Annotated in this window: 13 protein-coding genes; all 13 read right to left on the bottom strand. The window is 58.0% G+C overall.

Translation table 11 applies throughout. The features are described from left to right. Window positions 1-7 precede the first annotated feature (7 nt). Window positions 8-292, bottom strand: coding sequence for a tetrahydromethanopterin S-methyltransferase subunit MtrB (mtrB, locus tag MCUTH_RS06300; RefSeq protein ID WP_066957235.1), 285 nt, complete (start codon window positions 290-292; stop codon window positions 8-10). Continuing rightward, entirely contained in the window at window positions 293-1,144 is an 852-nt protein-coding gene (gene mtrC, locus MCUTH_RS06295; protein ID WP_066957233.1) for a tetrahydromethanopterin S-methyltransferase subunit MtrC, read from the bottom strand. It lies immediately after the preceding gene. Continuing rightward, a complete protein-coding gene (gene mtrD, locus MCUTH_RS06290; protein WP_066957231.1) occupies window positions 1,145-1,996 on the bottom strand; it encodes a tetrahydromethanopterin S-methyltransferase subunit D in 852 nt (283 codons plus the stop codon). Next, window positions 1,993-2,889 (bottom strand): tetrahydromethanopterin S-methyltransferase subunit E, encoded by an 897-nt coding sequence (mtrE, locus tag MCUTH_RS06285; RefSeq protein ID WP_066957229.1) that lies wholly within the window; start codon window positions 2,887-2,889, stop codon window positions 1,993-1,995. Before mtrE ends, mtrD begins: the two co-directional genes overlap by 4 nt. A gap of 194 nt (window positions 2,890-3,083) precedes the next feature. After that, window positions 3,084-4,790, bottom strand: a complete 1,707-nt coding sequence (gene mcrA / locus MCUTH_RS06280; RefSeq protein WP_066957227.1) for a coenzyme-B sulfoethylthiotransferase subunit alpha — start codon at window positions 4,788-4,790, stop codon at window positions 3,084-3,086. A gap of 6 nt (window positions 4,791-4,796) precedes the next feature. Then, window positions 4,797-5,558: a coenzyme-B sulfoethylthiotransferase subunit gamma gene (gene mcrG, locus MCUTH_RS06275; RefSeq protein WP_066957225.1), complete on the bottom strand. Its 762-nt coding sequence runs from the start codon at window positions 5,556-5,558 to the stop codon at window positions 4,797-4,799. A gap of 13 nt (window positions 5,559-5,571) precedes the next feature. Beyond that, window positions 5,572-6,195, bottom strand: a complete 624-nt coding sequence (gene mcrC, locus MCUTH_RS06270; RefSeq protein ID WP_066957223.1) for a methyl-coenzyme M reductase I operon protein C — start codon at window positions 6,193-6,195, stop codon at window positions 5,572-5,574. A 1-nt stretch (window position 6,196) separates the two neighbouring features. Continuing rightward, window positions 6,197-6,673 carry a methyl-coenzyme M reductase operon protein D gene (gene mcrD, locus MCUTH_RS06265; RefSeq protein WP_066957221.1) on the bottom strand — a complete coding sequence of 159 codons (477 nt, stop codon included), beginning with the start codon at window positions 6,671-6,673 and terminating at the stop codon, window positions 6,197-6,199. A gap of 17 nt (window positions 6,674-6,690) precedes the next feature. Then, entirely contained in the window at window positions 6,691-7,995 is a 1,305-nt protein-coding gene (gene mcrB / locus MCUTH_RS06260; RefSeq protein ID WP_066957219.1) for a coenzyme-B sulfoethylthiotransferase subunit beta, read from the bottom strand. 358 nt (window positions 7,996-8,353) lie between these two features. Further along, window positions 8,354-9,160, bottom strand: coding sequence for a formylmethanofuran dehydrogenase subunit C (locus MCUTH_RS06255; RefSeq protein ID WP_066957217.1), 807 nt, complete (start codon window positions 9,158-9,160; stop codon window positions 8,354-8,356). 9 nt (window positions 9,161-9,169) lie between these two features. After that, window positions 9,170-10,876 (bottom strand): formylmethanofuran dehydrogenase subunit A, encoded by a 1,707-nt coding sequence (locus MCUTH_RS06250; protein WP_066957215.1) that lies wholly within the window; start codon window positions 10,874-10,876, stop codon window positions 9,170-9,172. Between the two features lie 2 nt (window positions 10,877-10,878). Next, on the bottom strand, window positions 10,879-12,192 hold the full coding sequence (locus tag MCUTH_RS06245) for a formylmethanofuran dehydrogenase subunit B (RefSeq protein WP_066957213.1): 1,314 nt from the start codon (window positions 12,190-12,192) through the stop codon (window positions 10,879-10,881). Next, the gene (locus MCUTH_RS06240; protein WP_066957211.1) at window positions 12,189-12,590 is read right to left on the bottom strand and encodes a molybdopterin dinucleotide binding domain-containing protein; all 402 of its coding nucleotides are present in this window, start codon (window positions 12,588-12,590) and stop codon (window positions 12,189-12,191) included. Before MCUTH_RS06240 ends, MCUTH_RS06245 begins: the two co-directional genes overlap by 4 nt. Window positions 12,591-12,603: the final 13 nt, after the last annotated feature.

The following is a 12,603-nucleotide window of genomic DNA, read 5'->3' as shown; positions in this document are numbered from 1 at the left end:
CTTCACCTCACAGCAGTCCAAATACGACGACACCGGCAACCAGGAGGCCGACTGCCATGCCGTACCAGAATGCGGTCACGCCTCCGGCGATGTTGAGCACACCGTCCCTGTTCGGGAACGATGCCAGGAAGTTGCCCTCTCCGGAGAGCATGCCCACCAGGTCGTCGGTGATCTTCTCAAGTTCCGCCACCTGCTCAAGTACGGGGGTGTACGAGACACCGGCGGTGGTGACGATACCGACCATTGGGTCGGCGACAAGTCCGAACTCGGGCAGCACCTGAACGTACGCCATTTAGGCACCTCCCTCTGGTTCGAGGATCGGCTGCGCGTCAAGCCACGCATAAGCGTCACGCTTCGCAAGCTCGATATACCGCATGTAGGTGTAGAACCATCCGATGACCGAGACCAGCAGTGAGATGAGAGCCGGAAGGAACGCGATGAACGCGAATGAGATGATCGCGATGGGGATCATGGAGAGGAATCCACACTCTGCAGCGAGCATGAGTGTCCGGTCCTGCTTCTCCCCTGGTCCGAGACAGGCGTTGAAGGAGTGCTGGATGGCAATTGCGCCGAGCATGAAGATGACGGCAATGATGCTACCGCCGATGACAGATGCCTCGTAAGTCTCTACGACGAATCCGAGGATGACGATTGTTCCCGAGATCAGGCCAAGGAACTGGAACGTCCCGGCGGTCATGGCTGCAAGGCCGAGCACCGTCATAGCGCCGACGATCGCAAGTTCGGTCAATGAGGCGATCATGACGGGGATGTCCATCCGGACGATGTGGTTTGCCATTATCCCGGCAACCCCGCCGATGATCGCGGCGACAATGATCGTCACGATGGGTGCGAAGATACCGGTCGTAGCTCCGACGAGCGCGGCGATGACGCCGGATCCGAGCGCGATCATACCTGCTGACGGGACACCGGTACCGAGACCGTAACTGCAGAGGTGCTTGATCGTATCAGTACCCCAGAGGAGTGCCGCGACGGCGGCAAGTCCACCGAAGAATGAGAAGTACTGAGTACCGGTGATCGTGTTCAGGTATGTCAGGTAGATGAGGATAAGCGATCCCACAAGACCGTAGATCAGGATCCGGTTGTGCGGGATGCCGCCTGCTCCGACTTCAACTTTCACTGACATTTAGAATACCCCCACCAGTTCGAGCAGCCCGATCGCGAAGATACCCGCAACAGCGGATGCCACGGCGGCTGCGATGACTGCTCTTGGGAACCGCTTGAACTTGGGGTCATGCGGCCCTTCGATAGTACCGGTGATGTTGTATGCGGCAAGTACGGCGTTCATCAGGAAGATGCCGATTGCAAAGATACCGGCAAGCGAGATGGCGACGGACGCGATCTGGTCGACCGTTGCGCCCAGGATTGCAGAAAGCTGCGTCTGGTAAACCTCGACGAGCTCAAGGTAGATGAGCGTTCCGCCAAGACCTCCGAGCACACCGCCGACGACACCGCCGACCCAGGAGATGAACGGAAGGCCGTGTCCCTCGGTACCCTGGCTCTTGTACTCAGGGAAGGTGTCGCCCGTGATCGGGTCTTTCTCGACCTTACCCGAGGCGGCCGGGATACCCATGCCGAAGATGTAGATGACGTTGACCATCGTACAGGTGATTGCCATCAAGAGGCCACCACCGATCGCACCGCCCGCGAGGGCGACACCGAATCCGAACGGAGCGGCCCATGCGCCACCGAAGAGGCCGGCAAGACCGGCACCCGCAGCGAGCATGGCGACACCGGTCGCGATGCCTGGTGATTGTCCCATTGCAGCGGGAGCACCACCAACCGGGACGAAGTGAACACCGAACGCGATCAGGACGCCGCCGATGATGATGCCGACGAGAGCGATCACCCCTGCCATCTGCACGAGGAAGTAGGCGAGCGCAAGCGCTACGATGATAAGAATAATGCTGATAGCGAGACCCATCCCAGTTGGGGGCTGGACTCCTGCAGTCTGTTTAGGTCCTCCGAGTGCGGTCATGACGATGCCTCCTCAGAAGTCGTGTATGGTCCGAAGGTCTTCCTTGCCCAGACCTCGATGTAACGGTCGATGATGGCAAAGATCAGGATCACGACAACACCGACGATGACCGGTCCCCAGGCGTTGAGCTCTTCGAAGACCACGGTACGCCAGAGTTCGAAGAAGACGATCAGGCCAAAACAGATCCCGGATGCGGGACCGCCGAGTTTGGCGCTGAAGAAACCGTTGTCAAGTGAGTTCCGCTGGCCTGCTTCGGCATAGCGGACGATGTTTCCGGATGCGGAGATCGGAACACCGGCTCCGAACTTCTGCTCCTGGTACTGCCGCTCCTTTCCGTAGAACGGGTTACCTGTTGCAGATCCGGCCGCACCAAGCGCAATACCCCATACAATACCCAGCAACGGGAGCGGGAAGGGGTGGCCGAGTGCGACAATCATCAGGTAACACATCGCGACCGTGGTAAAGATTGCCACAAACGCGTGTGCCATGGTCACGGTCGTCATCGACTTTAGGATGTCGATGTAAACCGGCTGTCCGAACTTGGCGAGACTTGCAGTACGACCGAGATATGCGGTTGTCGCATATACGCCCTGCACGAAGACCGCGAGAGCGCTCCCGAGCACTATTGCAAGTATCGGGTTTATCTGCATCGTCATGAATGCCCAGGCAAGGCCTGCACCCAGGGCAACCCAGAGGCCGTACGCGGGGGGTTCACCGGAAACTGCCTTGTTGAAGATACGGTGAATATACCCCATCTGCGGGGCCAGTTGAACCTGCGAGTTCGGATCACCCTGTGATCCGATATCAGACTCAACGTCCTCCGCAGCGCCGGCAACGGTTGCAAGTGCACCTGCCAATGCGGTAATGCCGATGCCAAACACGATCTCTTCCATTCAGCATCCTCCTCCGGTGCGCAGGGCACCGGAGTATAAGTTCAAAACCTTTTTGGTTCATTTAACAGTTGTTTATGACTTAATTAAAGGTTTCGAAAAGTTGCGCCGATATCGCAATGAAATGTAAAAAATCGCTTGATATGACCGTATTATACATCTTGGGTTACTCTAAAGAAAAAAAAGTTGATTTGGGTTTACCTGGCCGGAATGATGAGCGAACGCTCGCCGGCAGGCATGAACTCGCGGATGGCACCCTTCGCGAACTCGCGGCGGGGTTCGGAGAAGTCGAACTTCAGCGCCGGGTCGGCGAAGCAGATCTTCACCCGCGGGTCGAAGCACCACGCGTCGCCGCGGCCGTAGTGGGAACTGCCGACAATAGCGGCGTATTCTCCCTGGTGACCGACGTTCATTGCATAGTTCGGGTAGTTCGGACCACGGACCTCGCCGATCGCACCCTCGTCCCCACGGATGGAGAGTGAGTTTGCGGAACCGCACTGGTCCTGGAGGTCGTAGCCGAAGAAGCCGAGACGCGACCATCCGTCCTTGTGCAGGAGCATGGAGAGGTACCATCCGTTCAGACCGGCGTTGGAGTTTCCGGTTGCGATCGCGGCCGTCAGACCGGATGCGGCGGCGATGACACCGGCACGCTGGGATCCGCCGAAGTGGTCCTCCATCATCGTCGGGAACTGCTCGTACTGCTCCATGGCGTTGAGGGTGACCTCGGTTGCCATGTCGTTGACGACATCGTAGGTCGGCTTGACCTTGTCGCTCGGGCTCGGGTTCTTCCAGTCGACCTTGTACTTGTCCTTGATGTAGTCCATACCGTAGTAGGTGAACTCGTCGAGGATGTTGTCGGTGTAGGCCGCGGTTGCGTACTGGGTGAATCCGACACCACCGGACATGTAGGAGCCGAGCCAGATCTGGTCGTAGAGCATGGTTCCGGCGCCGACAACCTCAAGGGCAGCCTTCGCGGGGTCGTTCGGATACTTCCGGTTCGTCTGGATGATGTCGCTGAAGAGACCGAATGCAAGACCACCGGGCTCGTTCGGGCCACGGGCACGCCGGGCGGGCAGGTGGGAGGCCATCTGGATGACGCCTGCGTGCTTTGCGGCGTAGGAGAGGTCGGCGACGGCCGCTTCACCGGCGCACATGCGGTAGGCGGCGATGAAGGACATACCGATCTGCATTGCAGACCACCGGGAGGTCGTTCCACCATCACAAGTCCGGACGACCGTGGTCGGGATGTGGATCGCCTGCCAGAGGGACTTCCCAACGGCTGCGGAGAGCGCTTCGGCCTGCTTTGCGGGGAAGAGTTTCTCGACATCGATGACGAACTGGGGCTCGAGGTCATCGGCGAGTTCCTGGTCGCCGGTGAAGACCTTGACGTAACAGTCGTCGACGAGGCCGGGGTGGGTCTCGACCATGTGCTCCTGAACGACGGCCGCACCGGGCATCGCGTGGTTTAAGATGTGGAGGTACTCGTTGATCGTCTCAGGAGTAACTTCCTTGCCCAGACGCTTCTGCAGGGTCTGGTGGGCTAGGTCCATGTTGACGATGACAGTCCTCCTGATGTCGTCCCACATCTGCTGCATCGCAGCGTTGTTGACGAAGTGCAGGTCGTCACCCTCCACGAAGACACCGGTGCCGGAGACCTCGTAGGTCATCAGCTGGCGCTGGCCCATCGGGATACCGCCGAGGTGGCAGCGTTCGGGGTCGTACATGGAGATGCCGCGGTCCATCTCGATCGCACGGCTTGCCTTCATGAACTCCATCTTACGGGGAGACTGCCGGACACCGTTGAACTTGTAGAACTCGGCGGTCTCGGACTCAACGTCCTGCCCCTGGAACTTCTCCTTGAGTGCCTTCAGGAACAGCTTCTGGGTTCTCTCAATCTTTGCCATATTCAATCACTCCTTGGGAAGGAACCCGTATTTCGTCCGCAGCGTGTGGATGCGCTGGACGTACTCGATGTATTCGGCGTCGTCACGGAATGGAGTGCCCCCGAGCGAGTGGAAGATCGTCGTGTGGGCCTTGAGCCACTTCTCGTCCATGGGCTTGCCGACGGCAACCGCACGGTCGAGAGGCTCGCCGATCTGGTTCTTGACGTAGCGGACGACTCCGTCCTCGCCAAGGACACTCCTCTGGAGCATATCGAACATCATGCCGTTCTCGGCAAGACGGAGCGAGTGACCGTGCACGGTCGCACCACGGATGCCGGTGCGGGCCGGGTCGAGGAGTTCGGTCTCGATGAGTTCCTTTGCGTACTTCTCGAGGTCACGCTCACGGCACTCGACGATCTGACGGCCGGAGAGCGTACCGGGGTCGATGCCGCGGAAGCGGTAACACTCAGTGTAGGTCCGCTGGTACGGCTGCGAGGGAGCAAAGAACATCGAGTCCGCGAACTGGATGTAGCGAATCCGGTCGCCTGCCTTCGCACCGTCAGTCGGGGTTACAATCTTTCTGATGGGACAGTCGGGCTCCTGCTGCTCGGCGAGCGGCGGGTGGGCGCTCGGGTACGCCGATCCGGGGGCGCGGTGGCCGAGGATCAGCACGATGTCCTCATCGGTCACATCACGCATCTTTTCAAGCTTGTGGTTGGGGTCCATCTGCTTGCGCCGGTTCTCGGCGACGATGGATGTTCCCGGTCCATATTGGGGCTTGTATGCCATGTTTACATTCACCTCATGTTGGGCTTTTTAGCACTTTCATAACGGCACGAACGACCTCTGCCAATTTTTCCCTACCAGGTGTCTGACCCCGTGTCACGCCGCTGACGATATCCACCACTATGCCTTTTGTTCTGACCTGGTTTGGCGGCGGCATAACCACCGCTGTCTTGATCCCCTCTTTTGCGAGATCCTCGAAGTCGATCGGGACCTGGGAGACGACGATTGCCTTGATGTTCGCGTGCTCAAGGATAAACCGGACCTTATGCACTACATGGGAGCGGACGTTCCCATGGTGAAGGATAGCGACCTTGTGCTGCTCGATCTGGGCTATCTCCTTCTCCGTCAACCCGAAATAGGCTCCGAGAACGTGACCTGCGACCGGGGAATCCGCCGGGACTCCGCTGCCTGCGTTCAGAACAAGCGTCGTCACGGAGAACTCCGCCCCCTCCCTCCGAAGGCCGGAGGTGATATCGCAGACCGGTTTTGTAACGTGTCTGCGGCCGGGGGACATTCCAATCACGATCACATCCGGGGACTTGGCCTCAGAGATGGTCCCACGCTGGGCAAGACCGCCTCCTTTCCCCATCCCCATGCTCTCGCGGCAATCAACAACCTGTGTAACTCTTCCGATAGGCATGTCACTTGTTTCCCTGAATTATTATTGGACCGTCTTTCCTTCTCGGATCGACAAGCCCGAGTATCTCTCTGTCGGCGTCAGGTCCGTACTTCGCGTAGTCGGACACCGTCGGCTGAGACTTCATGAACCGTCCCTGCTGGACGGTACAGGAGAAGTCCTTATCGGCGAAGACTTCATCGACAGCCTCCCCGATTGCCGGAATGTACGACTCGTCCTCGAGTTCCAGGATGATTGTTCCAACCTGAACCCGGAGCTGGACATCCTGGTCTCCGACACGGATGACCTTACGGTCCGGATGGGGGTTGGGTTTTCCCCGTGCCGGACCATAAGGAATGGTGGCCGGAATGCTTGGTCCGTTAATGGACATCCGGCGAATCCCGCCGACCTGAATCAGTCTGTTCAGGAGGTGTTCCACCGTATCGGGTCTGAGGAATCGCGCAGATACGATTCGAACCTGAGGGTATATGGCTTCGGTCATCAGTATCCTTGTGTTATTTACACACCCTGTGCAATCTGCTGGAGCGGTTTGTTGAAGACGTCGACCTTGCCGTAGGTGTCGGCATAGATCTTCGAGGTGCTCTCCGGCGAGAACATCTGGGTTCCAGCGTCGAGCGCTGCCGCGGCGACCACACATGGGATGGCCACACCGGCTGCGTGCCTGGTCACGACGTGGTTACCGTTGAAGATACCGGGGCCGCCACCACCGTAGATCGAGTGGCTGAAGAACGAGAATCCGACGGCGGTACCCATCACACGGCCATAGTCACAGCCGGGGAGACCGGTCTCGTGCTCAAGCAGGTCGTTGAAGTACAGGAGCGTCGAAGAGACTGCCTGGGCGAACCGTCCGGCACCACAGTTGACCATGGTGGCCGCCATAGTTCCCGCAGCAGCGTAGGCGTTCCAGAGCATCGGGTCCTTCGTGTCGTAGAACTGGAAGTATCCGCCCTTCTTGCCCGGAGTGATGACCTTGTCCTCGATGGCCCGCTCGACCAGGCTCTGGACGACCGTACCGATGGTTCCAGTCGCACCGTTGGCCTTGACGAGGTCATAGACCAGGTTGTTTGCGTTCAGGCCCTGGTAGGCGTAGGCGAGCAGCTGGGCACGCTCGAACGGTCCGATGGCGTTACCCATCTCAAACATTCCTGCCTGTTCGAAGGTGGACGAGAGTGCGGCACCCTGCATTGCGTTCCTGCCGGTCATCATGACGATGTGGTTGACCGGGATGTTCCGGAGCGCGTAGCCGAGACCTTCGTTGTTCTGGGGGATCGACAGAATGGACGTAACGTTGGCACCAGTGAGGTCCATCGTGTGCGGGTACGAGCCCCAGACTGCCGTCTTGACCATCGGTGCGTCGAACGCTCCAATATCGAACTGCTCGACGATCGAGAACGTGGTCGCGGCTGCGACTGCCGTGATCGCGGCATCGTAGGTGGATGCAGCCTGCAGGCGTGCGCTGGGAACCTCGACGAGGATGAGCTTGCCACCGCTGAACTCGCGAATGTTGGTGTCGTCACCATCCTCGACCTGGACCATCTCCTTGATCTTTCCGATGATTGCGTCCTTGTTGCCGACGATATCAAGGTTCATCTCACGGCCGAGAACGTAACCCTTTGCTACTTTTCCGGACTTCAGGCCCTCTTGAATGCCACCGAGGTTGACCGCAACCGTCCTCTTGGTGAGGTCGATGATCTTTCTGATCGCCGGGTTGCTAACCGGGCTGATCTTTTCAAGCGGCACGCCACTCTTCAACAGCTTGCCTGCATCATCGTACAGGTCAATAGTCTCTTTGTATTTTGCCATAATCTTCCTCCATTACCCTCTTAAATGCATACAATCCAGAACTGTGAAATGAACGCTAAAAGTATCGCTGCCTGTGTCTGCTGGTGACTACTGCACGTCCTCGTGGGACAAAGAGATAGTAATCCTCTCCGATGATATAAGCATTGCTATTTATGTCTATGTTCTGATATATACATAAAGTGCAATATTAATTATTTGGCATTATTCGGAAGATCGCAGAGAAATAACAAGTTGTATTGTACCTTCCTGAAGATGGATGATATACTTAAAATGTGTTACTTTATGCTACACTTTATCTGCCGGTTATATTATTTCTCCGGCAGCTGGCACATTCCAATATGTAACAAAAAAAAGATGTTCAGGCTTCGATCCGCTGGTATAACTTACCATAGATCGTCTGGCCTTTTCTCTTTCGGTGGCGCTCTCCGATGTCCCCCTCGTAGAGAGCGAACCGCCCTTTGACGCCGTCCACCTCGATATCGACATCTTCGCGGTATACGAACCCGGGCAGCATGACATCGATCTTGCCAAAGACGTAAATCTCGCCTTCTACCATCTGGCCGCCAAGGCGGCTCTTCGCGTTGCCCTTGATAACGATCTTCCCGCCTTCGGCGTGGGTGCCAACATGGACATCGACGTCTCCACCGATGACAATCTCACCGCCGTTCATGAAGGTGCCGACATCGCTTCCGGCGTTACCTGTGACGGTGATCTTACCACCCTGCATGCCACGCCAGTCTCCACGGTAGGCGGCGCCGAGGTAGTTTCCGGCGTTGCCTTTGATGATGAGCTCTCCGCCCTTCATGCCGGTTCCGGCAAAGGCATTGACGTTCCCGTTTACTGTGATCTTGCCGCCCTGCATCCAGGCGCCGACATACATGTCGGCATCGCCGTTGACGACAATTTCGCCGTCGGTCATCTTTGTGCCGATGTACTTGACCCGGGAGAGATCACCGTTGAGGACGATCTTTGTCTCAGCAGGTGTTGCTCCGGGTTTGCCGGATACATCAAAGTAGTCCCCGAGCCGGTGCTGCTCGCGGCCTACATAGACCGGGAGACCGAGGATCTCCTCTACCTTTTTCCCGGCAAGCGCGTCAGGGGAGATGGTCTCGGCTTCGAGGTACAGTTCGGGCTGGTTCTTTATGGTGAGTGTAACAGTCTCCATCCTTGCACCTCACTGTGTAGCATCAACCTCAATCACGTACGGGTTCGGGAGATAGTGTCCGCTGACCTCGTAGTTGTTTAACGTGACGGTGTAGTAGCGGAGGAACTTCTCCTTGACGTCACGCATCACCTGCGGGTTCTCGTTGACCTTGGTATTCACCCAGAGCGTCCGCTTATTGCCGTTCGAGACGATCTCGTGGTTGTTGATAATCTGGACACCGGACTTGAAGAGGTGCTCTGCGTTCGAGAACGCCTTCTCGATATCGTCGGGCGCGTAGGGCTCGTTCGGGTTGAAGTCGAAGACTGCGACATCTCCTTCGAGGCCTGGCGCAAGTCCGCCGTACATGTGTGCGAGACCGAGCGCCTTTGCCGGTCCTGCACGGGTCATCTGCGCGATCTCGTAGAGGTCGAGTTCGCGGTCGATGCCGGCAAGGTTGGTCGCATCGATGACCTTGTCCTTGTACTTGAAGGCGTCGAACTGCTGCTTCCTCGACTCCTCGCTCATGAGCCACTTCATGATCCTCGGGTAGCGGATGAACGGCCCGGCGTTCGGGTGGTCGGTGGTCATGAAGACCCGCATGGGATCCTTTGCGAGCAGCGCGAGTTCAAGACCGATACACCACTGGATGGCGCAGACCTTGATGTCCGGGCTGTAGACGTAGGGCACGACGCCGGACCCGGTCTCGAGCTCGACATCGGCGTTCGCCCACTTTAAGTGGTTCAATTCAGTGAGGTGGTGCTCGAACGGCCCGTCGGCGGTCATGGTCGTGGTCTCATCGAGCGTCACCTGACCCAGATCGATGGTGATGTTGTCATGAGAGTTCACGTAGTCCATGATCTCCTTCGCCTTCGACTCCACGTTTGCCCAGGAGTCGCCTCCGTAGGAGTGGAACTGGACGTGGGTGTGGTGCATCACCTGGTCGCGGCCGAACTTGCTCTTCGGCTTGATGCCCTCCGAGAGTTTGAATGTATCAAGCGTTGTTGTGTAGTTGCCGGGGTTCCCGAGGTTGTTTGTGTGAACGTGCATCGAGTGCGGGAGACCGAGGTACTCGTTTGCCTCGATGAGTCCCTTCACGATCTGGGCCGGCGTGATGTCGAAGTAGGGAACCGGGTCGTGAATGTTCTCACAGTTCAGACCCCAGGCCCAGGCTTCGGTGCCGCCGGGGTTGACGACCTTGACTGCGTAGCCTTTTGTGGCGCGGAGCAGCCAGGCGATGTAGGCGGCAGTGTTCTCGATCTCGTGGTTCTTGAGATACTCGAGCACGAACCAGTTGTTCCCGAAGACCGGGTAGGCTCCCTGGTCGAGGATAGGCGTGTCCCGTATCTCCTCGTGAGTGTGCCGGGCGTAGAGCGGCGGCATGGCCGCTTCCATCACGGTCGTGTAGCCCATGCGGGCGTAGTTGTAGCCGGTTCGGATCGTTGTCGGGACTGAAAATCCGCCCTGCATCCGCTCGATGCCATTTCTCGGCTTGTATGTGAAGAGTTTGTCTTCGGGGCGGAAGTTCCGGCCTACGTTGACCTTAGGACCGGCAACGTGCGAGTGGATGTCGACACCGCCGGCCATGACGGTCTTACCGGTGGCGTCGATGACCTTCGGGTTCTTGACCGCGCTGGTCTCGACGATCTTGCCGTCCTTGATGGCAACATCTGCCTTATCTCCTCTAATCCCCAGGACCGGGTCGAAGACAAATCCATTCTTGATAAGATATTCTGCCACGCTTATACCCCCTTGATCTCCTTGACGCGTGCAAGAACGCGGCTGAGGAATTCTTCGTCCGTCATCATGCCCTCCGGGGGCTCGACAACCTTTCTCGTTTCAATCGGCACGTTGTCCATCCGGTATGCACATCCGCCGACCTCGACGCCCACAAAGGCGACCGGGACATGGACTTTGCAGACCTCGGTGGTCGGGGTCTCGTGCGGGTCGATCGCGACAGACGGGCGGTCGTAGATCTTCTTGACCGAACTGAACGGGAAGTGTGCACCGGGGTCGCTACCGAGCACGAAGACAGCATCTACTTCGTCCCTGCGGAGCAGATCGTTTGCCGTCGTCTCACCGGGGTTATAGCGGGCGTATCCACGGGAGAGGTCCACAGCAAAGGGGAACCCAAACAGCCAGCCCCAGACCTGGCCGGAGCCGGTGACGTTGTAGTGCCCGCGCATCGGCATGATGGCTGCTTTCGTGTACTCGTTTAAGTCACGGGTGACTGCGATGGCTTCGTCGATGTTGTGGTTCTTCCCGAGCGACTGGGTCACGCCCATACCGAAGAAGATGATCACGAATCGACCGCTCTTGAGCGTCTCGGCAGCCTCGTAGATCTTCTCTTTCGGGATCCCTGCGACGACGTCGGGGAGCTTCTCGCCCTTGAACGCCACGCGGAATGCGTTGAGGAGCTCGTAGTCGCGTCCCTGCTCAACCTGGAGGTGGACATCCGCAACGTTTGCGGTGTCGGTGGGGCGCGGGTCGACGACGATCACCTTGCGGCCTTTGTGGCCCTTGCCGGTGAAGAATCCACGGGGGAAGATCGAGTAGCGGGACATGTGCCGCGGGTGGGCGTGCGCCGGGTTGCAGCCCCAGAAGACGATCCGGTCGGCACGGTTCTTGACCTCACCTAGCGTACAGGTTGGGATACCAATGTCCTGAACCGCGATGAGGGATGTTCCGTGGCAGACGGTTGCCGTGTTGTCCATGACCGCTCCGACAATCTCACCAAGCTCAGACCCGAGAGCCTGGGCTTCACAATTCGTTGAGCTCCAGCCGTACATCAGGGGCTTCTTTGCATTGGCGAGCATCTGTGCGGTATACTCGATTGCCTCGTCGTAGGTGATCTCTTTCCAGGATCCATCTTCCTGCCGCATGCGGGGGCGGGTAATACGGTCCTTTGCCTGGGAGTGGAGGAATTTTTCAGCTCCGATGGCGCATGCATTATATACTTCGAGCAGCTGCTTTCCATCATCACTGACGACGACCTCGAGGTCGTCGCAGAGCGTTCCGCAGAACGGACAGATAACATCAGTTATAGTCTTGGTCATGCCTGTTCACCCTTGCATGCCTTGCGCACCAGTTCCAGTGAGCTGAGGACAGGTTCGTTCTTGGCGATATCCACCGTGACAGGTGTACCTTTAAAGGTTGGCATCCCCGTTGAGTAGGTGTCCGGGTTGACCACCATGTTCGCCCATGGACCCATGGGTATGTATGCTACACCGGGGTGGGGACCCTGGGTTGCCTCAACAGCCTTGACGACGACACTGCCATAGTCGCTGGTGACGCGGACGTTCGTATTACGGAACGCTCCCAATTTTTTAAAATCTACTGGGTCGAGTTCGATAATCCCACAGGCGGCGGTGTAGGCGGGTTTTTCCTTCCCCGCCTCCATCGACACCCCCTGCTGGATGCTGCGACCCGTGATCAAGTTCACTCTGATTGCCATTTTTATTCATCCC

This window comes from Methanoculleus thermophilus (genome assembly GCF_001571405.1).
Taxonomy (GTDB): domain Archaea; phylum Halobacteriota; class Methanomicrobia; order Methanomicrobiales; family Methanoculleaceae; genus Methanoculleus; species Methanoculleus thermophilus.
Note: the sequence above shows the minus strand (reverse complement) of the source record. Positions and strands in the feature narration are given on the sequence as shown.

Excerpts from the sequence above, each read along its gene's own strand:
- mcrC (WP_066957223.1), bottom strand. The coding sequence starts at position 6,195 with ATGCCTATCGGAAGAGTTACACAGGTTGTTGATTGCCGCGAGAGCATG.
- mtrE (WP_066957229.1), bottom strand. The coding sequence starts at position 2,889 with ATGGAAGAGATCGTGTTTGGCATCGGCATTACCGCATTGGCAGGTGCA.
- MCUTH_RS06245 (WP_066957213.1), bottom strand. The coding sequence starts at position 12,192 with ATGACCAAGACTATAACTGATGTTATCTGTCCGTTCTGCGGAACGCTC.
- mtrB (WP_066957235.1), bottom strand. The coding sequence starts at position 292 with ATGGCGTACGTTCAGGTGCTGCCCGAGTTCGGACTTGTCGCCGACCCA.
- mtrD (WP_066957231.1), bottom strand. The coding sequence starts at position 1,996 with ATGACCGCACTCGGAGGACCTAAACAGACTGCAGGAGTCCAGCCCCCA.
- mtrC (WP_066957233.1), bottom strand. The coding sequence starts at position 1,144 with ATGTCAGTGAAAGTTGAAGTCGGAGCAGGCGGCATCCCGCACAACCGG.
- MCUTH_RS06240 (WP_066957211.1), bottom strand. The coding sequence starts at position 12,590 with ATGGCAATCAGAGTGAACTTGATCACGGGTCGCAGCATCCAGCAGGGG.
- mcrB (WP_066957219.1), bottom strand. The coding sequence starts at position 7,995 with ATGGCAAAATACAAAGAGACTATTGACCTGTACGATGATGCAGGCAAG.
- mcrG (WP_066957225.1), bottom strand. The coding sequence starts at position 5,558 with ATGGCATACAAGCCCCAATATGGACCGGGAACATCCATCGTCGCCGAG.
- MCUTH_RS06255 (WP_066957217.1), bottom strand. The coding sequence starts at position 9,160 with ATGGAGACTGTTACACTCACCATAAAGAACCAGCCCGAACTGTACCTC.
- mcrD (WP_066957221.1), bottom strand. The coding sequence starts at position 6,673 with ATGACCGAAGCCATATACCCTCAGGTTCGAATCGTATCTGCGCGATTC.
- mcrA (WP_066957227.1), bottom strand. The coding sequence starts at position 4,790 with ATGGCAAAGATTGAGAGAACCCAGAAGCTGTTCCTGAAGGCACTCAAG.